Origin of the sequence: Sphingomonas sp. CBMAI 2297 (assembly GCF_029870595.1) — a bacterium.
In the GTDB taxonomy this organism is placed as follows: domain Bacteria; phylum Pseudomonadota; class Alphaproteobacteria; order Sphingomonadales; family Sphingomonadaceae; genus Sphingomonas.
On sequence record NZ_JAPDIR010000020.1, the window covers coordinates 74,992 to 98,387 of the forward strand.

27 protein-coding genes and 2 tRNA genes are annotated in these 23,396 nt (G+C 68.4%); 12 read left to right on the plus strand and 17 right to left on the minus strand.

Translation table 11 applies throughout. The features are described 5' to 3' along the window. Positions 1 to 106 precede the first annotated feature (106 nt). Positions 107 to 760 (plus strand): TetR/AcrR family transcriptional regulator, encoded by a 654-nt coding sequence (locus tag OMP43_RS20635; protein WP_280281436.1) that lies wholly within the window; start codon positions 107 to 109, stop codon positions 758 to 760. Between the two features lie 128 nt (positions 761 to 888). Here OMP43_RS20635 and OMP43_RS20640 read toward each other — a convergent pair. Together OMP43_RS20640 and OMP43_RS20645 are read right to left on the minus strand one after the other, a co-directional pair. Next, positions 889 to 964 (minus strand) — tRNA-Ala (locus OMP43_RS20640). An 82-nt stretch (positions 965 to 1,046) separates the two neighbouring features. Further along, the gene (locus OMP43_RS20645) at positions 1,047 to 1,364 is read right to left on the minus strand and encodes a TIGR02300 family protein (protein WP_280281437.1); all 318 of its coding nucleotides are present in this window, start codon (positions 1,362 to 1,364) and stop codon (positions 1,047 to 1,049) included. Positions 1,365 to 1,465: 101 nt separating this feature from the next. Between OMP43_RS20645 and aroA the strand changes: the two genes are divergently transcribed. The 3 genes from aroA to cmk are packed head-to-tail and all read left to right on the plus strand — an operon-like array spanning position 1,466 to position 4,470. Continuing rightward, a complete protein-coding gene (gene aroA / locus OMP43_RS20650; protein ID WP_280281438.1) occupies positions 1,466 to 2,791 on the plus strand; it encodes a 3-phosphoshikimate 1-carboxyvinyltransferase in 1,326 nt (441 codons plus the stop codon). Then, positions 2,788 to 3,771 (plus strand): proline iminopeptidase-family hydrolase, encoded by a 984-nt coding sequence (locus tag OMP43_RS20655; protein ID WP_280281439.1) that lies wholly within the window; start codon positions 2,788 to 2,790, stop codon positions 3,769 to 3,771. Before aroA ends, OMP43_RS20655 begins: the two co-directional genes overlap by 4 nt. A gap of 60 nt (positions 3,772 to 3,831) precedes the next feature. Beyond that, entirely contained in the window at positions 3,832 to 4,470 is a 639-nt protein-coding gene (gene cmk, locus OMP43_RS20660; protein ID WP_280281440.1) for a (d)CMP kinase, read from the plus strand. Positions 4,471 to 4,824: 354 nt separating this feature from the next. Here the strand turns inward: cmk and OMP43_RS20665 are convergent, their stop codons facing one another. Further along, on the minus strand, positions 4,825 to 5,097 hold the full coding sequence (locus OMP43_RS20665; RefSeq protein ID WP_280281441.1) for a hypothetical protein: 273 nt from the start codon (positions 5,095 to 5,097) through the stop codon (positions 4,825 to 4,827). Between the two features lie 307 nt (positions 5,098 to 5,404). Between OMP43_RS20665 and rpsA the strand changes: the two genes are divergently transcribed. The 3 genes from rpsA to OMP43_RS20680 all read left to right on the plus strand — a co-directional run bounded on the left by rpsA (position 5,405) and on the right by OMP43_RS20680 (position 7,708). Next, positions 5,405 to 7,117: a 30S ribosomal protein S1 gene (gene rpsA, locus OMP43_RS20670; RefSeq protein ID WP_280281442.1), complete on the plus strand. Its 1,713-nt coding sequence runs from the start codon at positions 5,405 to 5,407 to the stop codon at positions 7,115 to 7,117. A gap of 174 nt (positions 7,118 to 7,291) precedes the next feature. Next, a complete protein-coding gene (locus OMP43_RS20675) occupies positions 7,292 to 7,570 on the plus strand; it encodes an integration host factor subunit beta (RefSeq protein WP_137861523.1) in 279 nt (92 codons plus the stop codon). Positions 7,571 to 7,621: 51 nt separating this feature from the next. Beyond that, positions 7,622 to 7,708, plus strand: a tRNA-Leu gene (locus OMP43_RS20680). Positions 7,709 to 7,766: 58 nt separating this feature from the next. Here OMP43_RS20680 and OMP43_RS20685 read toward each other — a convergent pair. Further along, positions 7,767 to 8,483 (minus strand): hypothetical protein, encoded by a 717-nt coding sequence (locus OMP43_RS20685; RefSeq protein WP_280281443.1) that lies wholly within the window; start codon positions 8,481 to 8,483, stop codon positions 7,767 to 7,769. Between the two features lie 136 nt (positions 8,484 to 8,619). On the opposite strand from OMP43_RS20685, the gene OMP43_RS20690 reads away from it, so the two are divergent. Both OMP43_RS20690 and OMP43_RS20695 read left to right on the plus strand, forming a co-directional pair. After that, complete coding sequence (locus OMP43_RS20690; protein WP_280281444.1) at positions 8,620 to 9,093, plus strand: hypothetical protein; 474 nt, start codon at positions 8,620 to 8,622, stop codon at positions 9,091 to 9,093. Continuing rightward, positions 9,090 to 10,439, plus strand: a complete 1,350-nt coding sequence (locus OMP43_RS20695) for a GAF domain-containing protein (protein WP_280281445.1) — start codon at positions 9,090 to 9,092, stop codon at positions 10,437 to 10,439. The genes OMP43_RS20690 and OMP43_RS20695 overlap by 4 nt, the downstream gene beginning before the upstream one ends. Before the next feature lie 146 nt (positions 10,440 to 10,585). Here the strand turns inward: OMP43_RS20695 and OMP43_RS20700 are convergent, their stop codons facing one another. Beyond that, positions 10,586 to 10,834 (minus strand): hypothetical protein, encoded by a 249-nt coding sequence (locus OMP43_RS20700; protein ID WP_280281446.1) that lies wholly within the window; start codon positions 10,832 to 10,834, stop codon positions 10,586 to 10,588. Positions 10,835 to 10,982: 148 nt separating this feature from the next. On the opposite strand from OMP43_RS20700, the gene OMP43_RS20705 reads away from it, so the two are divergent. Beyond that, the gene (locus OMP43_RS20705; protein WP_280281447.1) at positions 10,983 to 12,446 is read left to right on the plus strand and encodes an ABC transporter substrate-binding protein; all 1,464 of its coding nucleotides are present in this window, start codon (positions 10,983 to 10,985) and stop codon (positions 12,444 to 12,446) included. Positions 12,447 to 12,466: 20 nt separating this feature from the next. Next, complete coding sequence (locus OMP43_RS20710) at positions 12,467 to 12,880, plus strand: DUF4112 domain-containing protein (RefSeq protein ID WP_280281459.1); 414 nt, start codon at positions 12,467 to 12,469, stop codon at positions 12,878 to 12,880. Here the strand turns inward: OMP43_RS20710 and OMP43_RS20715 are convergent. Genes OMP43_RS20715 through nadC form a run of 3 tightly spaced genes read right to left on the minus strand, consistent with a single transcriptional unit; the run spans position 12,877 to position 14,920 of the window. Then, positions 12,877 to 13,335, minus strand: coding sequence for a hypothetical protein (locus OMP43_RS20715; protein WP_280281448.1), 459 nt, complete (start codon positions 13,333 to 13,335; stop codon positions 12,877 to 12,879). The two genes, OMP43_RS20710 and OMP43_RS20715, sit on opposite strands and share 4 nt — an antisense overlap. Before the next feature lie 2 nt (positions 13,336 to 13,337). After that, positions 13,338 to 14,057, minus strand: coding sequence for a ribonuclease T2 (locus OMP43_RS20720; protein ID WP_280281449.1), 720 nt, complete (start codon positions 14,055 to 14,057; stop codon positions 13,338 to 13,340). 11 nt (positions 14,058 to 14,068) lie between these two features. Beyond that, a complete protein-coding gene (nadC, locus tag OMP43_RS20725; protein ID WP_280281450.1) occupies positions 14,069 to 14,920 on the minus strand; it encodes a carboxylating nicotinate-nucleotide diphosphorylase in 852 nt (283 codons plus the stop codon). A gap of 107 nt (positions 14,921 to 15,027) precedes the next feature. On the opposite strand from nadC, the gene OMP43_RS20730 reads away from it, so the two are divergent. Continuing rightward, positions 15,028 to 16,020: a phytanoyl-CoA dioxygenase family protein gene (locus OMP43_RS20730; RefSeq protein ID WP_280281451.1), complete on the plus strand. Its 993-nt coding sequence runs from the start codon at positions 15,028 to 15,030 to the stop codon at positions 16,018 to 16,020. Between the two features lie 249 nt (positions 16,021 to 16,269). Here the strand turns inward: OMP43_RS20730 and nadA are convergent, their stop codons facing one another. From nadA to OMP43_RS20775, 9 genes are all read right to left on the minus strand, one after another. Beyond that, positions 16,270 to 17,289, minus strand: a complete 1,020-nt coding sequence (gene nadA, locus OMP43_RS20735) for a quinolinate synthase NadA (protein ID WP_280281452.1) — start codon at positions 17,287 to 17,289, stop codon at positions 16,270 to 16,272. Positions 17,290 to 17,349: 60 nt separating this feature from the next. Beyond that, entirely contained in the window at positions 17,350 to 18,108 is a 759-nt protein-coding gene (locus OMP43_RS20740) for a hypothetical protein (protein WP_280281453.1), read from the minus strand. A gap of 75 nt (positions 18,109 to 18,183) precedes the next feature. Continuing rightward, entirely contained in the window at positions 18,184 to 18,906 is a 723-nt protein-coding gene (locus OMP43_RS20745) for a DUF4230 domain-containing protein (protein WP_280281454.1), read from the minus strand. Next, complete coding sequence (locus OMP43_RS20750) at positions 18,888 to 19,757, minus strand: MBL fold metallo-hydrolase (protein WP_280281455.1); 870 nt, start codon at positions 19,755 to 19,757, stop codon at positions 18,888 to 18,890. The genes OMP43_RS20745 and OMP43_RS20750 overlap by 19 nt, the downstream gene beginning before the upstream one ends. Positions 19,758 to 19,899: 142 nt before the next feature. Continuing rightward, positions 19,900 to 21,507 (minus strand): M56 family metallopeptidase, encoded by a 1,608-nt coding sequence (locus OMP43_RS20755; protein WP_280281456.1) that lies wholly within the window; start codon positions 21,505 to 21,507, stop codon positions 19,900 to 19,902. Continuing rightward, positions 21,504 to 21,872 (minus strand): BlaI/MecI/CopY family transcriptional regulator, encoded by a 369-nt coding sequence (locus OMP43_RS20760; RefSeq protein WP_280281457.1) that lies wholly within the window; start codon positions 21,870 to 21,872, stop codon positions 21,504 to 21,506. Before OMP43_RS20760 ends, OMP43_RS20755 begins: the two co-directional genes overlap by 4 nt. Positions 21,873 to 22,329: 457 nt before the next feature. Further along, positions 22,330 to 22,665 carry a Grx4 family monothiol glutaredoxin gene (grxD, locus tag OMP43_RS20765; RefSeq protein ID WP_280281458.1) on the minus strand — a complete coding sequence of 112 codons (336 nt, stop codon included), beginning with the start codon at positions 22,663 to 22,665 and terminating at the stop codon, positions 22,330 to 22,332. A 5-nt stretch (positions 22,666 to 22,670) separates the two neighbouring features. Continuing rightward, the gene (locus tag OMP43_RS20770; RefSeq protein ID WP_086128722.1) at positions 22,671 to 22,910 is read right to left on the minus strand and encodes a BolA family transcriptional regulator; all 240 of its coding nucleotides are present in this window, start codon (positions 22,908 to 22,910) and stop codon (positions 22,671 to 22,673) included. After that, positions 22,910 to 23,233, minus strand: a complete 324-nt coding sequence (locus OMP43_RS20775; protein WP_086128721.1) for a DUF1476 domain-containing protein — start codon at positions 23,231 to 23,233, stop codon at positions 22,910 to 22,912. Before OMP43_RS20775 ends, OMP43_RS20770 begins: the two co-directional genes overlap by 1 nt. Positions 23,234 to 23,396 lie beyond the last annotated feature (163 nt).

Sequence of the window (23,396 nt, forward strand, 5' to 3'; positions counted from 1 at the left end):
CTGGCGTGCAATCCCGTCGCGAGGCGGACGGCTTCCGTCGCAGCCGATGCGGCATGGCCGGGCCCGATTGCGCATGGGCGCGGCCAGCGTTGAAAAGGGGGCAGCCATGTTCATTGTCGGGGACATCCATCCGGAGACTTCCGCGCCCCGCAGCCGGCGCGACAATCGCGCCGCGATCCTGCACGCCGGCCGCGCGCTGTTCGCGCGCCACGGCGTTGCCGGCGTCACCTTCGAGCAGATCGCGTGCGAAGCACGGCTGACGCGCCGGACGATCTACAACCACTTCGCCAATGTGGACGATCTGTTCCTGGGCGTGGTCCACCAGACGCTGCGGCAGCTGAAGGCGCAGATGCCCGCCGCGCCGCCGGCCGAGCAGCAGCTGCACGCCGGGCTGACCCGGTTCATGCGGGACTTGTTCGGGCTGTTCGCCAGCCCCTGCTTCTCCGATCTCCATCTGGCGCTGGTCCGCCACGGCAATGATCGCCCGGACCTGCGCAGCGCCTTTGCGCGCGAGCTCCTCGAGCCGCTGCACGCCGGCCTGGCCGGCTATCTCGGTGCGCGGCGTGCCCGCGACTTCCACCGGGATCCGCAACGCAGCGCCCGCGAAATCGTCGCGATCATGCTCGGCCTCGCCGAAACGTCGCGCCTGCTCGGCCGCACCGGCGAGGAGGCGATCCGCCACGCGCTTCCCCTGATCGGCGCCCTGGCCCAGGCGCTCGCCCAGACGCAGCAACAGAATCCGCTCTGCCGGGTGGCCTGAGCCGCCACCCGGCCCCGGCACGGCGCCGGCGCGGCGGCAAGGCCCGCGAATCGCTCCCGCACATCACCGGCAGGGTATCCCGGAACGAAAAAAGCCCGCATTTCTGCGGGCTCATTTCATCGGGGGAATGGTGGAGCCGAGGGGGATCGAACCCCTGACCTTCGCAATGCCATTGCGACGCTCTCCCAGCTGAGCTACGGCCCCAAACCCCGGGAAGACGGGCCCTCTAGAAGGGCTCCGCGGGTCTGGCAAGGACCTTTTTTCGGTCCCTGCCGATTTCCCCGAATTATTGCTCTTCGTCGTCGCCGCCGGTCTCGACGCCCAGGTCGTCGTCGCCGCCCAGATCGACGTCGTCGTCCGCCGAGGGCTCCTCGTCGTCGTCGCCGATGTCCAGATCCTCGTCACCCAGATCGGAATCCTCCGCCTCGGGCTTCTCGGTCTTCACCGCCTCGAAGGGCAGCGGCTGCTTGGACTTCAGGATCGGCTCCGGATCCCAGGAGAACCCGCAGCTGATGCAGGTCACCGGCTCGTCCTTGGTCAGATCGTAGAAGCGCGTTCCGCACTTCGGGCACGCGCGCTTCGTGCCCCATTCGGGCTTCACCATGTGTTGCCTCTTCGCCTTTCAAATCTTGGATTTCGGGAACAGGTCCCGGAAAGTGGGAGGCGCCTTGCCATGCCGCAAGGGCGCTGTCAAAGCCGCGCGTCATGTCCGCCTCTCCTCCCCGCCCGCTCGGCGTCTCCGCCCGTGGTCCCCTGAAGGGCCGTGTCACTGTCCCCGGCGACAAGTCGATCAGCCATCGCTCGCTGATGTTCTCGGCGCTCGCCGTCGGCGAAAGCCGGATCGAGGGGCTGCTCGAGGGCGAGGACGTGCTCGCCACCGCCGCCGCGATGCGCGCGATGGGCGCGACGATCACGCGCGGCGACGATGGCGCATGGACCGTGAGCGGCGTCGGCGTCGGCGGGCTGCTCCAGCCCGAGACTGCGCTCGACATGGGCAATTCGGGCACTTCGACCCGGCTGCTGATGGGCCTGGTCGCCAGCCATCGGATCACGGTGACCTTCACCGGCGACGCCTCGCTCTCCAGCCGCCCGATGGGCCGCGCGATCGAGCCGCTCGGCCAGATGGGCGCGGAGATCACCGCGAGCCCGGGCGGACGGCTCCCCTTGATGCTGCGGGGCATCAATCCCGCCGTGCCGATCACCTACACGCTGCCGGTGGCCTCGGCGCAGGTGAAGTCGGCGGTGCTGCTCGCCGGGCTCAACACGCCCGGCATCACCCGGGTGATCGAGCCGGTGCCGACTCGCGACCATAGCGAGCGCATGCTGCGCGGCTTCGGCGCCGAGCTGACCGTGGAGGACGGCCCCGAGGGCAAGATCATCTCGATCCGCGGCGAGGCGGAACTGAAGCCCCAGCACATCGTCGTGCCCGGCGACCCCTCCTCGGCCGGCTTCTGGATGGTCGCCGCGTCGATCGTGCCGGGATCGGACATCACCATCGCCAATGTCTGCATGAACCCGACCCGCACCGGCCTGATCCAGGCATTGCGGATGATGGGGGCATCGATCGAGGCGCTGGACCCGCGCGAGGTGGGCGGCGAGCCGGTCGCCGATCTGCGCGTGCGCCATGCCCCGCTAAAGGCGATCGAAGTGCCGCCCGAGCTCGCGCCCAGCATGATCGACGAATATCCGATCCTGTTCGTCGCCGCCGCGGTCGCCGAGGGGCGGACGGTCGCGCGCGGCGCGCACGAGCTGCGCGTCAAGGAATCGGACCGGATCGCGACGATGCGCGCGGCGCTCGAAGCCAATGGCGTCGTCCTCGAGGAGTTCGAGGACGGCCTTGCCATCACCGGCACTGGCGGCGCGCCGATCCCGGGCGGCGGCGGCGCGTTCACCAAACTCGACCACCGTATCGCGATGAGCATGGCGGTCGCCGGCCTCGCCGCCGCCGCGCCCATCGCGATCGACGATGTCGCGCCGGTGCAGACCAGCTATCCCGGTTTTTTCGACGTGCTCGACAGCCTCGTCGCATGAGGCTCGGCCGTCGCGCCTTTCTGGGCGGGATGGCCGCCGGCACCCTGGCCCTCCCCGCCTGGGCCGGGCCGCGCGACGAGATCCTGTTCAAGCCCGACCGGGAGCTGATGGTCCCGGTCGAGGGCGGCAGCGTCTATGTGCGGGTGAACGGCAACCTCAAGGGCCCGCGCCCGCCGCTGATCTATGCGCATGGCGGCCCCGGCGGCGATCATTCGGGGCTACTTCCCCTCACTGCCCTGGCGAGCGAGCGCGCGGTGATCCTGTGGGACCAGCTCGACAGCGGCCGCTCGGACGCGCCGCTCGATCCGAAGAACTGGCGGGTCGAGCGCTTCGTCGACGAGATCGACCGGATTCGCGACGCGCTCGGCATCGCGCGCTGGCATGTCGGCGGCGGCAGCTGGGGCGGCACGCTGGCGATCGAATATGGCGCGCGCCGCCGTCCGGGCACGGCGAGCCTGATCGTCCAGTCGCCGCTGGTGTCCACCAGGAGCTGGATCGCCGACGCCGATCTCCTGCGTTCCCGGATGCCCGCCGAGGCGCGCGCCACGCTGGAGAAATGCGACACCGCCGCGCCGCCGCCGGCCCAGGCCTGCGAGGCGGCGACCTGGGACTTCTATCGCCGCCACGTCATCCGCTCGCAGCGCGCCGACGGCATCGCCGCCTATCGCGCCCGGGCGCCGCGCGATGCCGGCGACACGCTCTACCAGCGCATGTGGGGCAAGGCCGAGTTCGTCTCGACCGGCACGCTGCGCAACTATGACGGCGAGCCCCTGCTCGCGAAGCTCGACGGCCCGCGCACCTTGTTCGTCTGCGGCGAATATGACGAGGCGCGGCCGGAGACGGTGGCGAAGTTCGCCGCGCGCGTGCCCGGCGCGACGTTCAGGGAAGTGATGGGATCGGCGCACTCGATCCTGTCCGACCGGCCTGAAGCCTATCTCGCCCTGCTGCGCGCGTGGATGGCACGCCACGACGCCGCCTGAACGCGGATTTGCATCCGAATCGCTTGACGGCGCGCCCATGTGCCGCGAACGCTCGGACATATGATCATCGCAGTCGACGGACCGGCAGCCTCGGGTAAGGGCACCATCGCGCGCGCCCTGGCGCAGCATTACGGGTTGCCGCATCTCGATACCGGCCTGCTCTATCGCGCCGTCGCCGCCACGGTCCTGCGCGAGGAGCTGGATCCGGCCAGGGAAGCCGATGCGGTCTCCGCCTGCAGTTTCGAGGATTATCTGCTCGACGATCCCTGGCTGCGCTCCGACGAGGTGGGCAAGGCCGCGTCTGTCGTGTCCGCCCATCCGCTGGTGCGCGCCGCCCTGTTGAATCGCCAGAAGAAGTTCGCGCGCCAGCCCGGCGGCGCGGTGCTCGACGGGCGCGATATCGGCACGGTCATCGCGCCCGATGCGGACGTGAAGCTCTTCGTCAAGGCGACGCCGATGATCCGCGCCCAGCGCCGCCACCTGGAGCTGCGCAAGCACGGCGTGCTCACCAGCCTCGACAAGGTGCTGGCGGACATCCGGGCCCGCGACGAGCGCGACTCCAAGCGAACCGAGGCGCCGATGACCCAGGCCAGCGACGCAGCGCTGCTCGACACGAGCTTCCTCTCGATCGACGCCGCCGTGCAGCGCGCGATCGCGATCGTCGAGAGCAAGACGAACCCGATCCACGCTTCCGGCTGACGCGGCGCCCTGGGGCCAGTCGATATTCAGCTCCGCCCCTTCCGTTCCCGGCGGCGAGGGACGGAAGCTGCATGTCGAAGCCTGTCCCCTCCGTCATGCTGAGCTTGTTTCAGCATCCAATTCTCCACCCGCGATATCGCCGGCGGCACGTTGGGCCCTGAAACAAGTTGGCGCCTATCCCGTAAAGACAAGTGCACCCTATTCCGTCATCCCCGCGCAGGCGGGGATGACGGCCATCGGGCACGCCCTGTCCCAGGGGGATAGACGCCAAACAAGTTCAGGGTGACGATGGAGGTTGGTTCGAAGCGCTCCGGCCCGCCACGCCACGCCCCTTAGCCTGAATGCCGATCCGTCCTAGACTTCGAGCTGGATCTCGCCCTCCGTCGGCTGGGTGAAGCCGCGGATGATCTGCAGCATGCCCTCGGTGCCGAACAGCTGGTAGAGCGTGAACAGCCCCTGGGCGAGATCGCCGCCGAACTTCATCGAGAAGCGCTCGATGCTGCAATCGGCCATCTCCACCGGCCCGCCCGAATAGACGAGAATCACTTCGTTGAAGCTGCAGTTGCGAAAGACGTTGCCGTCGAGCACGACCTCGGCATTCTCGAAGCGCTGCTTGTCATATTCCATCTTCATTCCTCGCGACCTAGTCTCAGGCCCCGCACGTCGCATCCCGCGCGCCTCTCTGCAATGCTTGCGGATATGGGCGGATTCGGCTAGAGCGCGCGCGTCCGGCGGACGGGTGTTCGCGGAGGAAGGCGCGGAGGGATGACTCTCACGCGCCCTTTTCGCTTTGATCGGCGTCTTGTCTTTCCTTCGCCTGCGCCCGCACGACGGATGCCGCGACCGGCGACCGGCCGCCGCGGCGAGTCTGGCCCAAAGACCGTCGGATCCAACCGACTGGCCGGAAACAACATGATTAGGAACTGAAATCCTTATGGCCACTACGGCAAATCCGAGCCGCGACGATTTCGCGGCGCTTCTCGAGCAGACCCTCGGTCAGGCTGACGGCTTCGAAGGCCGCGTCGTGATCGGCACCGTCACCGGCATCGAGAACGACCTCGCGGTCATCGACGTCGGCCTCAAGTCGGAAGGCCGCGTGCCGCTGCGCGAGTTCGCCGCGCCGGGCCAGAAGGCCGACCTGAAGGTTGGTGACGAAGTCGAAGTCTATGTCGACCGCGTCGAGAACGCCAATGGCGAAGCGATGCTCAGCCGCGACCGCGCCCGCCGCGAAGCCGCCTGGGACAAGCTGGAAGCCGAGTTCGCCAAGTCGGCCCGCGTCGAGGGCGTCATCTTCGGCCGCGTCAAGGGCGGCTTCACCGTCGACCTCTCGGGCGCGGTGGCCTTCCTCCCCGGCTCGCAGGTCGACATCCGCCCGGTGCGCGACGTCACCCCGCTGATGGACATTCCGCAGCCCTTCCAGATCCTCAAGATGGACCGCAAGCGCGGCAACATCGTCGTGTCGCGCCGCGCCGTGCTCGAAGAGACTCGCGCCGAGCAGCGTTCGGGCCTCATCCAGAGCCTGGCCGAGGGCCAGATCATCGACGGCGTCGTCAAGAACATCACCGACTATGGTGCGTTCGTCGACCTGGGCGGCATCGACGGCCTGCTGCACGTCACCGACCTGAGCTACAAGCGCGTCAACCACCCGTCCGAGATGCTCAACATCGGCGACACGGTCCGTGTCCAGATCATCCGCATCAACCGCGACACCCAGCGCATCTCGCTCGGCATGAAGCAGCTCGAGAGCGATCCGTGGGATGGCGCCGGCGTCAAGTATCCGGTCGGCGCGAAGCTGTCGGGCCGCGTGACCAACATCACCGAATATGGTGCGTTCGTCGAGCTCGAGCCGGGCATCGAGGGCCTGGTCCACGTCTCGGAAATGAGCTGGACCAAGAAGAACGTGCACCCGGGCAAGATCGTCTCGACCTCGCAGGAAGTCGAAGTCGTGGTGCTCGAGGTGGACGCCGAGAAGCGCCGCATCTCGCTTGGCCTCAAGCAGGCCCAGCAGAATCCGTGGGAGAAGTTCGCGGCCGAGCACCCGGTCGGCACCGAAGTCGAGGGCGAAGTCAAGAACGCCACCGAGTTCGGCCTGTTCATCGGCCTGGACAACGACGTCGACGGCATGGTCCACATGTCGGACATCGCCTGGGGCATCTCGGGCGAGGACGCGCTCAACCTGCACCGCAAGGGCGAGGTGGTTAAGGCCATCGTTCTCGCCGTCGAGCCGGACAAGGAGCGCATCTCGCTCGGCATGAAGCAGCTCGAGCGTGGCGGCGTCGCCGCCGCGGGCTCGACCGCCTCGGCCGATCGCCTGAACAAGAACCAGGTCGTCACCGTGACCATCCTCGAAGTCCGCGACGCGGGCCTCGAAGTGCAGGTCGGCGAGGACGGCGCGACCGGCTTCATCAAGCGCACCGATCTCGGCCGCGACCGCGACGAGCAGCGTCCGGAGCGTTTCCAGGTCGGCCAGAAGCTCGATGCGATGGTCACCGGCTTCGATCGTTCGAAGAAGCCCACCTTCTCGGTCAAGGCGATGCAGATCGCCGAGGAGAAGCAGGCGGTGGCGCAGTATGGCTCGTCCGATTCGGGCGCGTCGCTGGGCGACATCCTGGGCGAGGCCCTCAAGGCCCGCAACGAAAAGAACTAAGAAGTTCGACGGGGAGCGGCAAAACCGCTCCCCGTTTCGTTTATTCCCGGATATCATGGGTTAATAGCCATCTGCGGGTTGATGCAGGTTGGTGAACAGGGTTAGAGAGCCCGTCAGGGATTTGGCGTTCGCGCGGAGGACCGCAGATCCGTGTGCGCAAAGGGAGGGTTGCGGATGATCCGCTCGGAACTGGTTCAGTTGCTGGTGCAGGACAATCCGGGCCTTTCGGTCCGTGAGGTCGAGAAGATCGTGTCGGTCTTCTTCGACGAGATCGTCGGCCGGCTCCAGCAAGATGGCCGCGTGGAGTTGCGCGGCTTCGGCGCTTTCTCCACCCGTGCGCGCGACGCGCGCGTCGGCCGCAACCCGCGTACCGGCGAGACGGTCGAGGTGGATGCCAAGCGCGTCCCCTATTTCAAGCCCGGCAAGGAAATGCGCATCAAGCTCAACGTCTGAGCGATGCGCACCGCTTGACGCTGGCGATTCCATGCGCTTGCGTGGACGCGTGCGGACGTGGCGGAACCGGTAGACGCCGGAGACTTAAAATCTTCTGCCCTCAGGGGCGTGCGGGTTCGAGTCCCGCCGTCCGCACCAGCCAGCCGTCCGGAACGCGGACGATGGCCTTTATCCGCCTGGGCCGGCCGGCCGCTCCCTATGAAGCCGCCACCAGGCCGAGCCGGACCGCAAGCTCGGCGAATTCCGCCTGCGACAGATTCGGCCGCACGGCGAACTCGATCACCGCGTCGAATGCCTCGCGGGGCGCCTGCTGCCGCATGCCGGCCAGCATCGCGGCGCGCTCCGCCGGATTGGCGGCGGGGGCCATCAGGCGCATGAAAGCCATCGCCTTCTCCGGCGACAGCGAGCCGACGATGCGGCCCTCGATCGCGAGCAGCTCGGCATCGGAGAATTGCGACCAGAGCCGCGGCGCCGCCACGGTCTCTTCCTCGAGCATGTGCGCCAGATCGCGCGCCACATAGCCGGAGAAGGCGAGATAGAGGCGACGGCCCAGGGCCGGGCGCGCCGCCGCCTCCGCCGCCTCGACCTTCGCGATGCCCCGCTCGATTTCGGCGAACATGGCCTGGTGGTCGTCATGCTGACGGTCGAGGCGCGCGACGCAATCGGCAACGTGCGAACGCAGCGCATCATGGACGTGCCGGTTCTCATGCTCGATATGCGCGGCGGCGAGCACCAGCAACTCGCGCATGTCCGCCAGCAGCTCGGCCGTCACCCGGTCGTCGCCGAAATCGGCACGGCCCAGCCGGACGAGCAGGTCGCATTGAGCCTTGCGAAGGCCCTTGTGAATTGGACCGTAGAAATCATACCGGCCGCCAAGGTCGATGATATCGGCATGATCATTTGCCTGAGTCACTAAACGCTCCATGATTTGTTGCTACTGGAGCGGCCTGTAGGGACGGCGCGCGGGGGCCTCTCCCTAAAAGCTTCCTAAGCAACGCCCCCTCTTCCTAAAAATTTGCTATCTGGGCGAAGATGTCATGGAGAAGTCGATGATAGGCACCGACATCGCCGCGTTCCTCGAAGGCCCGGTCATGATACTGCTGTCGACCTGCGACGGCGCGGACCGCGCCGGCATCGCCCGCGGATCGAGCATCCGTTTCGACCGGCGCAATGGACATATCCATGTCCTGTTCTCCGGCAGCCAATGGCCCGATGTCGGCGGCAATGTCGCGACCGGCGCTCGCATCGCCGTCACCGTGGTTCGGCCGAGCGACTATCGCGCCTTCCAGATCAAGGGCATCATCGGGTCCGCCGCCCCGGCTTCCGGAGAGGAGCAGCAACGCGCCACCGCCTATGTCGCGCGCATGCTGGAAGTCATGGCGGAACTGGGCGTCACGACCCGGCAGCTCTCGCATACGCTGACCGACAGGGACCTGGTCAGGGTCAGCTTCCTGCCCACCGACCTGTATGCGCAGACGCCGGGCCCGGGTGCCGGGCAGCGCCTGGGGCAGGCACCGATATGAACACCCGCCTCAGCGATATCCGGGACAGTTTCGAGGGCGTGATTCCCTCGGTGATCGCGACCACCGGCGCGGACGGCATGCCGAACATCTCCTATCTCTCGCATGTCCATTATATCGACGAGCGGCATGTCGCCCTGTCGAACCAGTTCTTCTCCAAGACCGCGGCCAATGTCCGCGATCGGGGCGTGGCGACGCTGATGGTGGTCGACGGGCGGACGGGACGGCAGCATATCCTCGACCTGCGCTTCCTGCGCTCGACCACCGAGGGCGAGTTCTTCGAGGGGGCCGCGTCCCACCTGGCGGTGATGAGCCTTTCCCAGGGCATGGCCGATGTCATGAAGCTGCGCAGCCTCGAGATATATGAAGTGCACGAGTGCCGGCCGGTCGTGCCGGCCGCGCCCCTCGCCCCGGCGGCCGAGCCGGAAACGCGGCGGGATCACCTGCACGCGGCGGCCCGGCTCTGCGCGGCCATCGCCGAGCAGAGCGATGCCGAGGCGATGCTCGATTGCGCGCTCGAAGGCATGGAGGCGCGGTTCGGCTTCGCCAACGCGGTCGTCCTGGTGCCGGACGAAGAAGGCGGGAAGCTGAGCACGATCGCGAGCCGCGGCTATCCGGCGTTCGGCATCGGCTCCGAGATCCCGCTCGGCATGGGCACGATCGGAGTTGTCGCGGCGCTGCGCCGGCCCTTGCGGATCTGCGACATGCGCCGCGGCGAGCGCTACGCCCTGGCGGTGCAGGCCGAAGCCATGCGCAACGGGCTGGAGGAGATCCCGCTTCCCTCGCTGCCCCAGGCACGCAGCCAGCTCGCGGTCCCGCTGTCGAGCCGGGCAAGGCTGGTTGGCGTGTTGTTCGTCGAATCCGAACGGGCGTTCGCGTTCAGCCATGCCGATGAGGAGGCACTGTCGCTCGTCGCCAGCCAGCTCGCGACGAACCTGTTGCTGACGGAGCGGGATCGCCCGGAAGGCCGGGCGTCGCCGTCAGCGGCGCATCGGCCGGCGGCCACGACGGAACGGCGGATCGCGATCCGCTATTTTCCTTTCGACGGCAGCATCTTCGTGGATGGCGGCTATGTCATCCGCGGGCTGCCGGGGCGGCTGCTGCTGCATTTCCTGTCCTGCTATCTCAGGACCGGCCGCACCGATTTCACCAATCGGGAGGTTCGGCGCGACCCGTCGCTTCGATTGCCCGAGTTCAAGGACAATCTGGAGACTCGCCTCATCCTGCTGCGCCGGCGCCTGGAAGAGCGCGGCGGACCGATCCGGCTGTCACGACCGGATCGGGGCCAGATCCGCCTGGAGTGCGACGGCGTGCCCGAGATTGAAACGGCCACGGCCGATCACGGCTAGCCTTTTGGCGCTTGCCCCCTGAGACAAGGGGTGCCCCAATAGCCGTCACCCCCGCCTTCGCGGGGATGGCGGTTGGGGTACTTGTCCCAGCGGAACTGGTGCCTGGTCTTATCCGCCTCGGGCCCCACCGGCACCGACGCCGATGCCTACGGGCTGTCGGGCTTGTCGTCCTGGGTGGCGATGATCACGCCGCCCGCCACGATCGCGACGACACCGATGATCGCGATGATCGGCGCGCCGGCAAGGTCCGACTTGTGCTTGGATCCGGTCGCCGCGCGCAACGACAGCTTCGACGCGGAAGTTCCATAGGCGTCGGTTTGGGACGCCGCGAGCGCCGGCACGGCCGCCAGCGATACCAGGGCGGCGACAGCCGCGGCCCGTCCGAGAATACGCATGGTACACACTCCCCTTTCAAAGGAATGGGAATGAAATGCCCCGCATGCCCAGATGGTTCCCGCATTGCAGCAAATCGCGGAAGCACCGCGGGGGTTGGCAGCGGCGCGCGGCGATCATACACCCGGTCTGCCCAGCCGGATTTTCCTGATGTCCCCTCGCCTCTTCTGCCTGTTGTCCTTCGCCATGCTGGCGGCGTGCGACGGCGGCGCGGGGCAGCGGCGCGACGATACCGCGGTGGTGGTCAGCGCGATCGGTTCGGGCAGCGCCCTCGCCGATCCCGATGCCGGGGAGCTGGACCCCGCCCGCCGCGTGCTGCTCGGCGCGACGGCGCAGGGCCTGGTGCGGTTCGATGCCGCCGGCCAGATCGAGCCGGGCCTGGCCGAGCGCTGGATCGTGATCGACGACGGCCGCAGCTACATCTTCCGCCTGCGCGACGATGCGACCTGGCCGGATGGCGAGCCGGTCACCGCCGAGCAGGTGGTGCGCGCGCTGCGCCGCACGATCGCGCCGCGTTCGCGCAATACGCTCTCGCCTTTCCTCGCGGTGATCGACGAGATCGTCGAAATGACGCCGCAGGTGATCGAGGTGCGGCTGAAACGCCCCCGGCCCGACCTGCTCAAGCTGTTCGCCCAGCCCGAAATGGCGGTGTTCCGGCTCGAGGGGCTCGACGGCAGCGGGCCGTTCCGCGCCACGCCGCATCGTGCCGGCGTGCTGCTGCGCCCGGCCCCCGATCCGGACGCCGCCGAGGATGCCGCCGCCCCGCGTCCGCAGGAGACGCTGCGCTTCCATGGCGAGCGCGCCGCGGTGGCGCTCGCGCGGTTCCGCGACGGCCAGTCCGACCTGGTGCTGGGCGGCAGCTTCGCCGACTGGCCGCTGGTCACGGCATCGGGCATCGCCGCGCCCAATGTGCGGCTGGACAACGCGCTGGGATTGTTCGGCCTGGCGATCGTCTCGCGCACCGGGTTCCTCGCCGATCCCGCCAATCGCGCCGCGATCGCCATGGCGATCGACCGCGCCACGCTGACCCGCCAGGTCCATCCGGACTGGGCGCCGGTCGAGACCCTGCTGCCGGCGCAGCTCGATTCGGCCAATCCCCCCGCCCAGCCCGCCTGGGCGCCGCTCGACCTCGACCAGCGCCGGCAGAGCGCGCGGGCCTCGGTCGCCGGCTGGCGGCGCGCGCATCCGGGGCCGGTCACCCTGCGCATCGCCTTGCCGGCGGGCCCGGGCGCCACCCTGGTCTGGTCGCGAGTGGCCGAGGCGCTCTATGCGATCGGCATCGTTCCCGTCCGCACCCCCCTTGATGCGCCGGCGGACCTGCGCCTCGTCGATGCCGTCGCTCCCTATGACAGCGCCCGCTGGTTCGTCGCCACGGCCTGCCAGGCCTGCTCGGACGATGCGCAGACGCTGATCGAAGCCGGTCGCGACGCGCCGGACCTCTATGCGCGCGCGCATCGCATCGCGGAGGCCGATGCCGCGCTCACCGCGGACGGCGCTTTCATCCCTATCGCCCAGCCCTTCCGATGGTCTATCGTCGCCTTGCGGCTGCAGGCCTGGCAGGGGAACGCTCGGGCGTGGCACCCGTTGAACCACCTGCGCAACGAGACGAGGTGAACGTGGCGAGAACGACGCGGATGGCTTCGGGGGCAAAGGCGGCGGCGGCGGCGCTGCCGCTGGGAACCCATGCGGCGGACGTGCGCCGGCGGATCGAGATGATGGAGCATCTGCTCGAGCGCAGCGTTCCCATTCCCGGCACCAAGGCAAAGGTGGGCCTCGACGCGATCCTGGGCCTGGTGCCCGTGGGCGGTGACCTGATCGCCGCGCTGCTCGGCCTCTATATCGTCTGGGAGGCGCGCAACCTGAAGATGCCGGCGACGACGATGATGCGCATGGTCGGCAATGTCGGCTTCGACTGGCTGATCGGGCTGGTGCCGGTGGTGGGCGACGCGGCGGACTTTCTGTTCCGATCGAACACTCGCAACCTCAGGCTGATCAAGCGGCATCTCGACCGGCATCATCCGGGCACCGCGACGGTCCATCACCGCTAACGGAAAGTGCTTTCGAGCGCCTCCGAAGGATCCGGGGTCTCGCCCCGCAGCCACGCCTCGGCGTCCGGGCGGTAGAGCAGCCAGATCAAACCGAGTTGCGCCGCGAAGGATAGCGCCGGAAAGATCATGTTCGGGGCCATGGGAAGCGTCCGGCGCGCCCATATCCCCTGACCCGTTTTATACGTCCAGAAGGCAAAGCCCAACGCCAGCAGCGCCATGAAGATGGTGCGCGCGATCCGGCGCGGCCGCGCCACGACATAGTGCCGAAGGGCAAGGTTCAGGGCGAGATGCACCGCCACCAATATCCAGGTCGCGACGGGAACCAGCGGACCGTTGTCGGGAGAGTCATTCGGCCGGAGCAGGAACAGGTACACGAACCAGGCTTCCCCGCCGATCGCCAGGACGATCCAGAGCAGATAGAGGGTGCCAAACCAGCGGATCGGCTCCGGCTGCATGATCAGCGCCGGCCGCCCCGCCAGATCTTCAGCGCGCTGCCATCCGCCGCGCCGCCGGTACCGGGCCGGCACGCTTCGTAGCGCATTCCCTTGTCCAGGCAGAGCCAGAGCTCGTCGAGCCACCCCTCGCGCGTCACCGTCACGCGGATCGCGCTGGCGGGAATGCCGCGATTGGCTTCGGCGAACCGCGCCTTGAACCGGCCGACGGTGAGCTCCCCGCGCGACAATTGGTCCATGTCCGGATAGCGGACCGCGTCGTAGAGCCGCTTCGCCGTGCCGAAATAGGCGGCCGGCGACATCGATGTGCAGGTGCCGTGCTTGGCCCATTCGTGCTGGATCAGCTGGGCCGAAGGCGTGGCGCAGAGCATCGACTTGATCTGCGCGGGCGGCAGGATGCGCGTGTCGGCGCAATATTGCGGCCAGCTCCGCGTCTCCCCATCCGGCCACAGGCCGTGCAGGGTGAAGCCGAAGCGGGTGCCCTGGCGGCACTGGAAGCGATTCTCCGGTTCGTCGCCATGGGCACGGCAGAAGCCCGGGCTCCAGGTGAGCGCCAGCGTGTAGGAGCCGATCGGCATGATCCGCCGCGGCTCCTTCGCGCCGGGCAGGTCGGGGCGCGGCCGCTCGACCTTGCCGGGCACGCGGCACATCAGCGCCTGGGCCGAGGCGATGCCGGGCAGCAGCGCAAGGCCCGCGCCGGCGAGACCGAGTATCAGCTTGCGCATCTCCATGCTCCTCATCCCTGCGCGAAATCCAGGCCGATATCGGCGGCGGGCGCCGACTGGGTGAGCCTGCCGACACTGACATAGGTCACGCCGCTCGCGGCGATCGCCCGGATCGTGTCGAGCCGCACGCCGCCCGAGGCTTCGGTCGGCACCCGGCCCGCGACCAGCGAGACCGCCTCGCGCAGCGTCTCCGGCCCCATATTGTCGAGCAGCAGATGCGTCGCGCCCGCGGCGAGCGCCGGCTCGATCTGGTCGATCCGGTCGACCTCGACGATGATGCGCGCGATCCCCGCGGCGACGGCACGCCGCGCCGCCTCGGCCACCGATCCGGCAACGGCGACGTGATTGTCCTTGATCATCGCGGCGTCCCACAGGCCCATGCGATGGTTGGTGGCGCCCCCCATGCGGGTCGCATATTTCTCCAGCCTGCGCAGGCCGGGCAGCGTCTTGCGCGTGTCGAGCAGCGTGGCGCCCGTCCCGGCAATCGCATCGACATAGCTTCGCGTCATGGTCGCGATGCCGGACAGATGCTGCACGGTGTTGAGAGCCGAACGCTCGGCGGTGAGCAGCGCCCGCGCGCGCCCGCGCAGCCGCATCAGATCGGTGCCCGGCGCCACGGGATCGCCATCCTCGACCAGCCGCTCGATCTCGACCGCGGGATCGAGCGCGCGGAAAAACGCCTCGGCAATGGGCAGGCCGGCAACGGTGATCGCGTCGCGGCTGTCCATCACCCCGGCGAACACCGCCTCGGCCGGGATCACCGCGGCGGACGTGATGTCGCCCGTATCGCCCAGATCCTCCGCGAGCGTGGCGGCGACAAAGGCATCGAGATCGAATCCCGGCAGCGCGAAGACGTGTGGCATGGCGCGCTTGTGGCACAGTCGGCGCGGACGGCAAGGGGGTGCGGAACCGCGCGGGATCGGTTCGAACCCGAATTGACCGGGATGCGGCAGGCATACAGGCTGGCGCCATGGCCGATATCGAACCCGCCGCGATGCCCGAAGTCCGCCGGCTGCACGGCTATTGGGAACGCCGCGTCACGCATCGCCCCTCCCCGCCCGAGGAATGGATGGCGGACAAGCTGCTGCTCGATACCCTGGGACTGGGCCTGGAGCAGACATTGCAGTTCCTGGGCCGCGAGCGGCCCGATTTCGAAGCCTTTCGGCGCTGGATCGTGGCGACGGCCGGCCCGCCCGACCCGGTGACGCTCGCCCGCTATCATGCCGCGATCGCGGGCGCCCCGCCCCCGCCGCAAGTCGCCGCCCGGCTCGCGCGGATCGACGCGATGCCGGCGGTGCTCGACGCCACCGACCTCGCCCATTGGGATGCGCGAGGCTATGTGATCCTGCGCGGCGCGATCACGCCCCGGCAAGTCGATGCCGCCGCCGCGCTGCTCTGGGAAGCGGCCGGGGCCGATCCGGCGGATCCGGCGAGCTGGCACAATCCCCGCACCAACGGGCTGATGGTCCAGCGCTTCCAGCACCCCGCATTGGAGGCGGCACGGCGCGCCCCGCGCGTGCACAAGGCCTTCGCCCAGCTCTGGGGCACGAGCGACCTGTGGCCGCGCATCGACCGGATGAGCTTCAACGCGCCGCTGCGCGCGCCGCAAAGCTTCGCCGCGCCGCGGCTGCACTGGGACGTCAGCCTCGTCCCGCCGATCGCGTTCGCGACCCAGGGCATCCTCTATCTCTCCGACACCGCCGCCGACCAGGGCGCGTTCGAGCTGATCCCCGGATTCCACCACCGCCTGGCCGAATGGCTGGCGGCGCTGGGCGACGCCGATCCGCGCACGGTGGATCTGAGCGACCAGGCGGTGCGCATCCCCGCGCGCGCCGGCGACCTGATCATCTGGCGGCACGACCTGCCGCACGGCGCCAGCCCGAACACCGCGGCCCGGCCGCGGCTCGCGCAATATGTGAACTATTATTCGGCAGAGATGGGCATCCAGCCGGCATGGCGGTGAATGTCAGCTCCCAGCCGTCACCCCGCCTTGTGCTCGGGTCTACCAGGTTGAGAACCCCAACAAGCCGTTGAAACTACGTCTGTCATCCCCGCGCAGGCGGGGATCCAGGGTAGCACGGGATAGTCGAAGCAATCACGCCTGTGCTTGCCGGAAACGACAACGCGAGCCCCGCGCGCCTTGCCCTTGGCCCTGGATCCCCGCCTGCGCGGGGATGACGAAAGAAATCGGAGCCTGGATCGGGTTTTGACCCTAACCCCGCTTCGCCGCATCGCCGCCGATCGCGCCCAGGTCGCCCTGGCCCACCGTGCCCGCCGCCATTTCCAGCATCCGGTCGAGGCTCTTCTTGGCCTGGAGGCGCAGGCCCTCCTCGATCTCGATGCGCGGCGTGAGGTCGCGCAGCGCGAGGTAGAGCTTCTCCATCGTGTTGAGCGCCATATAGGGGCAGATATTGCAGTTGCAGTTGCCGTCCGCGCCGGGCGCGCCGATGAAGGTCTTGCCCGGCATCGCCTTCTGCATCTGGTGGATGATGTGCGGCTCGGTGGCGACGATCAGCGTATCGCCCGGCACGGTCTGCGAGAATTCCAGGATGCCGCGGGTCGAGCCGACATAATCGGCGTGATCGAGCACGTGCGGCGGGCATTCGGGATGCGCCGCCACCGGCGCGCCGGGATGCTGGGCCTTGAGCTTGAGCAGCTCGGTCTCGCTGAACGCCTCGTGCACGATGCAGACGCCCGGCCAGAGCAGCAGGTCGCGGCCCACCTTGCGCTTGAGATAGCCGCCCAGGTTGCGGTCCGGCCCGAAGATGATCTTCTGGCTCTCCGGGATCTGGGCGAGGATCTTCTCGGCCGAGCTCGAAGTGACGATGATGTCGCTGAGCGCCTTAACCTCGGTCGAGCAGTTGATATAGGTCAGCGCGATATGGTCCGGATGCGCCGCGCGGAAGGCCGCGAACTGATCGGGCGGGCAGCTGTCCTCCAGGCTGCACCCGGCGTTCATGTCGGGCAGCACCACGATCTTGTCCGGCGAGAGGATCTTGGCGGTCTCGGCCATGAAGCGCACGCCGCAAAAGGCGATCACTTCCGCATCGGTCTCGGCGGCCTTGCGGCTGAGGTCCAGGCTGTCGCCGACGAAATCCGCCAGATCCTGCAGCTCGGGCTTCTGATAATAATGGGCGAGGATGACGGCGTTGCGCTCCTTGCGCAGCCGGTCGATCTCCGCACGAAGATCGAGTCCCGACAGGCTTCCGCCGATACCATTGCGCGCGTCCATGCCTCACACTCCCTTGCCCGCGCCGCACATGGCCCGGCGCGCGCACGGGTTCAAGGCCGATCAGGGAAAGTGCGCGGCAAAGGCACGGTCGGCCCCCGGCGTGCCCGCCACCACGGCGCGCGCCACGGATTCGCCGATCGGCGAGAAGGCGATCGCCTCGCCCACCGCGAAGGTGCCGATCATCGCGCCCAGGCCCCAGAGCCAGGCCGCATGCACCCGGCCGGTGCGCCGCCAGTCCACGGCCATGCCGATCAGCGGGAAGATCGCCGGGGCGAGCAGGGCCGCGACCAGCCACGACCAGGGGATCATGAAGGGCACCGGCAGGATCCGCCCGAAGCCCGGCCCGGTGATCGTCGCCATCGAGCAGAGCATCAGCCGGCGATGCCAGTCCGAGCGACCGCGCATCGAGAACCCGGCAAGGGCCAGCCCGGCGAAGCAGAGCAGGCCGGCGGGGTTGCCGAACAGGAACTCGGGCAAGGCGAAGAAGGGCGGCCCCCCATGGTCGCGCACCGCGTAGAGCGTCATCGCCAGCCCCATCGCCACCATCGCCGGCACCCAGGCCAGGGCGATCCAGCCGAGCCTGCGATGGATCGCTGCGTTCCCGGTGGCGATCAGCAGGTTCTGCGCCAGATAGATCAGGATCCAGCCCATGAAGACAAAGGCATGGACATGATAGATCAGTGGCAGCCCGAAGCTCGACCGGCCCAGGGCCAGGTTGAGCGAGAAGCCGGCGAGGATCACCGCGATCATCGCCAGCGACAGGATCAGGAAGAAGCGATCGCGCTGGACGCGCGGCATTGGTTCGGCGAGCGTCGCCATGTTCAGTCCCCCAACTGAAATATGCAATGACGTGAAGGTAGCGTATTTGCGCCGGCCGCTCAACCGGGCGGCCGCTCACCATTTGTTGGCGATGACATCCTCGGGCCTGCGCGATTCGTCCCAGCGCTCGGCCGGGCGATTCGCCTCGTCGGGGAAGATCACCTGGACATCGGCGGCGATGCCCGTCGCCCGGAGCGGCATGGTGAAGCTGCGCTCCACCGCGCGCCGGGTCGCGTCGCGGGCCATGCGCATATAGGGGCCCGACTGGGCCTGGCGCAGCAGCTCCTGCTGGCCGGCCTTGCGATTGGCATCGTCGAGCTTGCCGCCGACATCGGTGACCGAGAGCAGGATGCCGCCATTGTCATATTGGCGAACCTGGTCGAGATCGACGTCCGGGCCCATCGCCTCGACGGCCGGCAGCCGGACGGTGAGCAGCTTGTTCTGCGCGTCCCAGGTCACATCCTCCTGGCGCAGCTTCGACAGATCGACTTCGTAGCGGACGCTGCCCGGCATGATCATCGTCTTCTGCGCGGTGAGGCCGAGCTGGCTCTGCTTCGACGTGACCACCGCGACGAATTTGGCCGCGAAGGCCGACAGGCGGTTCTGCTCGCGCAGCCCCTGCAGGCTGGCCTGGGCCACCGTCTCGGGCGTCGGGCCCTGGAACTGCCGCTTGATCGTATCGCCCAGGAACCAGAAGCCGGCGCCCATCGTCAGGACCACCGCCAGCACGATCACGAGAGTGACACCGAACAGCTTGAGGCAGCCCCCGCCGCCCTGCTTCACGCTGTCGTCTTCCAAACGCCGTCCTCCTCGATGACGAGCCCACGGCCGCGCAGGTCGATCAGATGCGCGAGCACCGATCGCCCGGCCGCCCCGCTCAGCCTGGGATCGAGCCCAGCATACATACGCTCGACCATGGCGGGAACCGCGCCGACATCGGCCCTGAGCAGCCGCAATATCTGCCCCTCGCGCTGCTTGCGATGCCCGATCAGCCCGCGCACGAAGCGGTGGGGCTTCTCGATCGGCTCGCCATGCGCGGGGAAATAGATGCGGTCGTCCTCGCGCGCCATCAGCTTGTCGAGGCTGGCCATATAGGCGGCCATGTCACCGTCCGGCGGCGCGACCACGGTGGTCGACCAGCCCATGACGTGGTCGCCGCAGAACAGCCCGCCGCTCTCCGGCAAGGCGAAGCAGAGATGATTCGAAGTGTGGCCCGGCGTGGCGACCGCGACGAGCGTCCAGTCCGGGCCCGAGACCGATTCGCCGTCCGCCAGCACGCGATCGGGCGCATAGCCGGTATCGAACGCGGCGTCGGCGCGCGGGCCGGCATCCTCGAGCGTGAGCGGGGCGCAGCCGATGATCGGCGCGCCCGTCGCCGCCCTGAGCGGCGCGGCGGCGGGGCTGTGGTCGCGGTGCGTGTGGGTGCAGAGGATCGCCGCCACCCTGCGCCCGCCGATCGCGGCGAGCAGCGCGGCGAGGTGGCGGGGATCGTCCGGCCCGGGATCGATCACGGCGAGCACGGAAGTGCCGACCAGATAGGTCTGGGTCCCGGTATAGGTGAACGGCGAGGGATTGGGCGCCAGCACCCGCGTGACCAGCGGATCGAGCGCCATGGCCAGGCCGGTCGGGGCATCCGCGATGATGTCCATGCCCCCGAAATGGCCTTTGCCGCGCCGCGGCGCAAGGCCGGCCCGCAAAACGGAAACGGGGCCGGCCGCGAAGGAGATCGGCCGGCCCCGTCGAAAGGCGTTCGTGAAAGGGGCTTTTTGACGAACGCCCTTCCCCTCCATGTCACTTGTCGTCGGCGGCGCTCTTCTCGACTTCGGCGATCGCGTCGTCGATGCCCTTCAGCGCCTTGGCACGCTGCTCGGCGCTGAGATCCTGCTGGCTCTCGATCGAGCGCCGGGCCATGCGCAGGCCCATCATCGCGCTGCGCATGCCCACCCGCTTGGCGTCGATCGCCGCCCGCTCGGCATTGATCGTGATCCTCTCGATCCGGTTGGAACAGACGATCATCACCTTCTTGCCATCCCGCTCGAACTTCTCGACGACCGGCTTGCCGTCCGCCGTGTCGGAACATTTGCCGTTCCGGACCTCGGGCACGCTGGCGCGGAGCGCATCGAGATCGGGCAGCTTCGTCTCGGACGAACTGCCGTCGGCGTGCACCATCACGATCTTGGTGAGGCGCTTGCCGTCCTTCTTGTCCTTGCCTTCGCCATCGTCGTTGTAGCTGTAGCTATAGCTGTAGCGCTTGGCCTTGACCGGCGCCTCCGGCGCCTCCGGCGCGGCGGCCGGCGCCGCGGGCTCGGCGACCGACGGCGGGGCCGGCGGCGGCGGCACGTCCTGGTCCAGCTTGACGCCGGTGACGGTCTCCACCTTCGCCTTGATCCGCTCGGCGGCCTGCGTCCCCGAGGCAGTGAGGCCGAGCGCGGCGAGGCCGAGCGCTCCGGTGCCGATCAGCCCGGCGGCGAGGCGGGTGGGGGTGTTCTTGTGGGTCTTCGAAAGCATGCGGAGCCTCCCTTTGACTTCGTTGATCGTGTGCAAGTGACATGCCGCCGAGACCGCACCCCCATGCGCGGACTTGACGATCGCACGGCCATAGGCATGGCGCAGTGCCTGGGCGCGGCCGGCGAGCACCAGGGCGTCGCAGGCCATTTCCTGGTCGGCGCGGAAGGCGCGGAAGGCCCTCCAGGCGACCGGATTGAACCAGTGGATGGCGAGGACGAGCAGCGCGACCCAGTTCGCGATCAGGTCCCCCCGGACATGGTGGCCGAGCTCATGGGCCAGCGCGAGGGCGCGCTCCTGCTCGTCATAGCGCTCGGTGAAGTCGCACGGAAAGGCGACATATTTGCGCAGCACGCCGAAGGCGAGCGGCCCGTGCACCGCGTCCGTCTCGATCACGCGCACCTTGCCCTGCGCCACGGTGCGATCGACGCGGGCGGCCCTGAGCAGCCGGGCGCAGTGGCGGCGATGCGCGATCAGGTGCCAGGCGAGAAAGGCCAGCGCGCCGATCGCCCACAGGCCGAGGCCCAGGATCAGCAGGCTGGGGCCGTTCGCGCCATGCGTGGGCGCGACCAGCGCCGCGGTGGCGGGGTGGCTGCCGGTGCCGATCTCGATCATCGTCACCGCGCCCTTGTCGATCCCGGCGGGCAGCGCCTCCGGCTTGATCACGCCGGTGACGATCCCGGGCACGTCCGCCTCGCGGACGAAGGGCGCGATCAGGCTGGTGAGCTGCCAATCGCCCGGCAGCGGGGGCAGCAGCATGCGGATCACCGGGAGCGCCCAGAGCGCATAGGCCATTTGCGGCCCGAACGCGCGGCGGACGGGCGCCCGGATCGCGAGCACCAGCAGCATCAGCAGCGTGCTGGCGACAAAGGTCTCGATCAGCCAGCCGGTCATTGCTTGAGCTCCTTCAGCAGTGCCTCGATCTCGGCGATGTCCTGTTCGGTGAGTTCGTCGCGCTCGGCGAGATGCGCGACCAGCGGCGTCAGCCTGCCGCCGAAGAGGCGGTCCATCAGCTTACGCGATTCCCCGGCGACATAGTCGCCGCGCACGACCAGCGGACGATAGAGGTAGCGCCGCCCCTCTTCCTGGTGCGCGATGATGTTCTTGGCGAGCAGGCGCCCGAGCAGGGTCTTGACCGTGTTGGCGCTCCAGCCGCGCTCGGCCGGCACGCGCTCGGCCACTTCCTGGGCCGTGAGCGGCGACTCTTCCCACAGCACTTCCATCACGGCGTGCTCGGCGTCGCTGATCCGTTCGGTCATCGTTCCCTCTTTGAAATGACTACGTGTGTAATCGCTTCGATTACGTCTGTAGTCAATGGGGTGAACGCTGGCTGAACGAATTCTTGCAAGCCGGCTGGCAGCAGCACGTCGTGCGGCAACGCCCATGCTCGCGAGAAGGGCTTCACCTCGCCCTATCGAGACGAAAAACTGTCGGAATCGCTTACAGGCGCGATACCTGGTTAACGGCTGCTAACTGTCGAAGCCCGCAGAAATCTGCGCTTGGCGCAAACTGGCATGGCGAGTGCAGCGTACAAGGCACCCCAAGCGTTCAACGCTTCATTCCAGGGTGGGTCGACCGCTACTTTCCCCGGTCTCGCGTCGACCCACCCGACCCGGGGTTCCCCGAAAGCTGATGCCAGATAGGGCGCGACTCGCCCCATGCGCCCTCATCCCCGCCTTCGCAGGGGCGACGAGAGCAGTGACCGCGAGGCCGAGATTATGCGGAAGCCGCGCCGGCGCCCTTGTCGGCCAGCAGCGCGCCCAGCTCGCCGCTCTCGAACATCTCCATCATGATGTCCGAACCGCCCACGAACTCGCCCTTCACATAGAGCTGCGGGATGGTCGGCCAGTCGGAGAATTCCTTGATCCCCTGGCGGATGCCCTGGTCCTGGAGCACGTCGACGCTCTCGAACTCGGCACCGAGATGGTTGAGGATCGCCACCGCGCGGCTGGAAAAGCCGCACTGCGGGAAGAGCGGGCTGCCCTTCATGAACAGCAGCACCGCGTTGCTATCGACCAGCGCCTTGATGCGCGCCTGGGTATCGTCGGTCACTTCACTTACTCCTCGAGCGGCGCTTCGGTGGTGAGCTGGAGCGCGTGGAGCACGCCGCCCATGCGCCCGCCGAGCGCGGCATAGACCGCCTGGTGCTGGCGCACCCGCGGCATGCCCTTGAACATCGGCGCGACCACGCGCGCCGCATAATGATCGCCGTCCCCGGCAAGATCGGTGATCTCGACCCGGGCATCGGGGATGCCGGCCTTGATCAGGTCCTCGATCTCGGCGGCAGCCATCGGCATCAGACTTCGCCCATCAGTTGGCGGCGCGCCTCGACCGCCTGCTCCTCGAGCGCGCGGCGCACCGTGGCGTCGTCGGTCTCGATGCCGGCGGCGAGCAGGTCGCCGAGCAGCTTGCGGATCACGTCCTCGTCGCCGGCTTCCTCGAAATCGGCCTGGACGACCGCCTTGGCATAGGCGTCGGTCTCTTCCGGGGTCAGCTTCATCTGCGCGGCGGCCCATTGGCCGACCAGCCGGTTGCGGCGCGCGGTGACGCGGAAGGCCATGTCCTCGTCGCGCGCGAACTTCGCCTCGAATGCCTTTTCGCGATCGTCGAACGTGGTCATTGCAATCCCCTAACTGGCGTTTGGTGCGGAGATAGGGGGGCGATGGCCGGAGGGCAAGCCAGCCTTCTCCCCTCCCTGGAAGGTAGGGGTCGGGGGTGGGTGGATATACGCGATACGGCGGGAGCGGGCTTCGAACCCCGGCAGTATCGCTAGGCCTCCACCC

Coding starts and splice junctions, on each gene's coding strand:
- OMP43_RS20635 (WP_280281436.1), top strand. CDS start 107: ATGTTCATTGTCGGGGACATCCATCCGGAGACTTCCGCGCCCCGCAGC.
- OMP43_RS20645 (WP_280281437.1), bottom strand. CDS start 1,364: ATGGTGAAGCCCGAATGGGGCACGAAGCGCGCGTGCCCGAAGTGCGGA.
- aroA (WP_280281438.1), top strand. CDS start 1,466: ATGTCCGCCTCTCCTCCCCGCCCGCTCGGCGTCTCCGCCCGTGGTCCC.
- OMP43_RS20655 (WP_280281439.1), top strand. CDS start 2,788: ATGAGGCTCGGCCGTCGCGCCTTTCTGGGCGGGATGGCCGCCGGCACC.
- cmk (WP_280281440.1), top strand. CDS start 3,832: ATGATCATCGCAGTCGACGGACCGGCAGCCTCGGGTAAGGGCACCATC.
- OMP43_RS20665 (WP_280281441.1), bottom strand. CDS start 5,097: ATGGAATATGACAAGCAGCGCTTCGAGAATGCCGAGGTCGTGCTCGAC.
- rpsA (WP_280281442.1), top strand. CDS start 5,405: ATGGCCACTACGGCAAATCCGAGCCGCGACGATTTCGCGGCGCTTCTC.
- OMP43_RS20675 (WP_137861523.1), top strand. CDS start 7,292: ATGATCCGCTCGGAACTGGTTCAGTTGCTGGTGCAGGACAATCCGGGC.
- OMP43_RS20690 (WP_280281444.1), top strand. CDS start 8,620: ATGATAGGCACCGACATCGCCGCGTTCCTCGAAGGCCCGGTCATGATA.
- OMP43_RS20695 (WP_280281445.1), top strand. CDS start 9,090: ATGAACACCCGCCTCAGCGATATCCGGGACAGTTTCGAGGGCGTGATT.
- OMP43_RS20700 (WP_280281446.1), bottom strand. CDS start 10,834: ATGCGTATTCTCGGACGGGCCGCGGCTGTCGCCGCCCTGGTATCGCTG.
- OMP43_RS20705 (WP_280281447.1), top strand. CDS start 10,983: ATGTCCCCTCGCCTCTTCTGCCTGTTGTCCTTCGCCATGCTGGCGGCG.
- OMP43_RS20710 (WP_280281459.1), top strand. CDS start 12,467: ATGGCTTCGGGGGCAAAGGCGGCGGCGGCGGCGCTGCCGCTGGGAACC.
- OMP43_RS20715 (WP_280281448.1), bottom strand. CDS start 13,335: ATGCAGCCGGAGCCGATCCGCTGGTTTGGCACCCTCTATCTGCTCTGG.
- OMP43_RS20720 (WP_280281449.1), bottom strand. CDS start 14,057: ATGCGCAAGCTGATACTCGGTCTCGCCGGCGCGGGCCTTGCGCTGCTG.
- nadC (WP_280281450.1), bottom strand. CDS start 14,920: ATGCCACACGTCTTCGCGCTGCCGGGATTCGATCTCGATGCCTTTGTC.
- OMP43_RS20730 (WP_280281451.1), top strand. CDS start 15,028: ATGGCCGATATCGAACCCGCCGCGATGCCCGAAGTCCGCCGGCTGCAC.
- nadA (WP_280281452.1), bottom strand. CDS start 17,289: ATGGACGCGCGCAATGGTATCGGCGGAAGCCTGTCGGGACTCGATCTT.
- OMP43_RS20740 (WP_280281453.1), bottom strand. CDS start 18,108: ATGGCGACGCTCGCCGAACCAATGCCGCGCGTCCAGCGCGATCGCTTC.
- OMP43_RS20750 (WP_280281455.1), bottom strand. CDS start 19,757: ATGGACATCATCGCGGATGCCCCGACCGGCCTGGCCATGGCGCTCGAT.
- OMP43_RS20755 (WP_280281456.1), bottom strand. CDS start 21,507: ATGACCGGCTGGCTGATCGAGACCTTTGTCGCCAGCACGCTGCTGATG.
- OMP43_RS20760 (WP_280281457.1), bottom strand. CDS start 21,872: ATGACCGAACGGATCAGCGACGCCGAGCACGCCGTGATGGAAGTGCTG.
- OMP43_RS20770 (WP_086128722.1), bottom strand. CDS start 22,910: ATGCCGATGGCTGCCGCCGAGATCGAGGACCTGATCAAGGCCGGCATC.
- OMP43_RS20775 (WP_086128721.1), bottom strand. CDS start 23,233: ATGACCACGTTCGACGATCGCGAAAAGGCATTCGAGGCGAAGTTCGCG.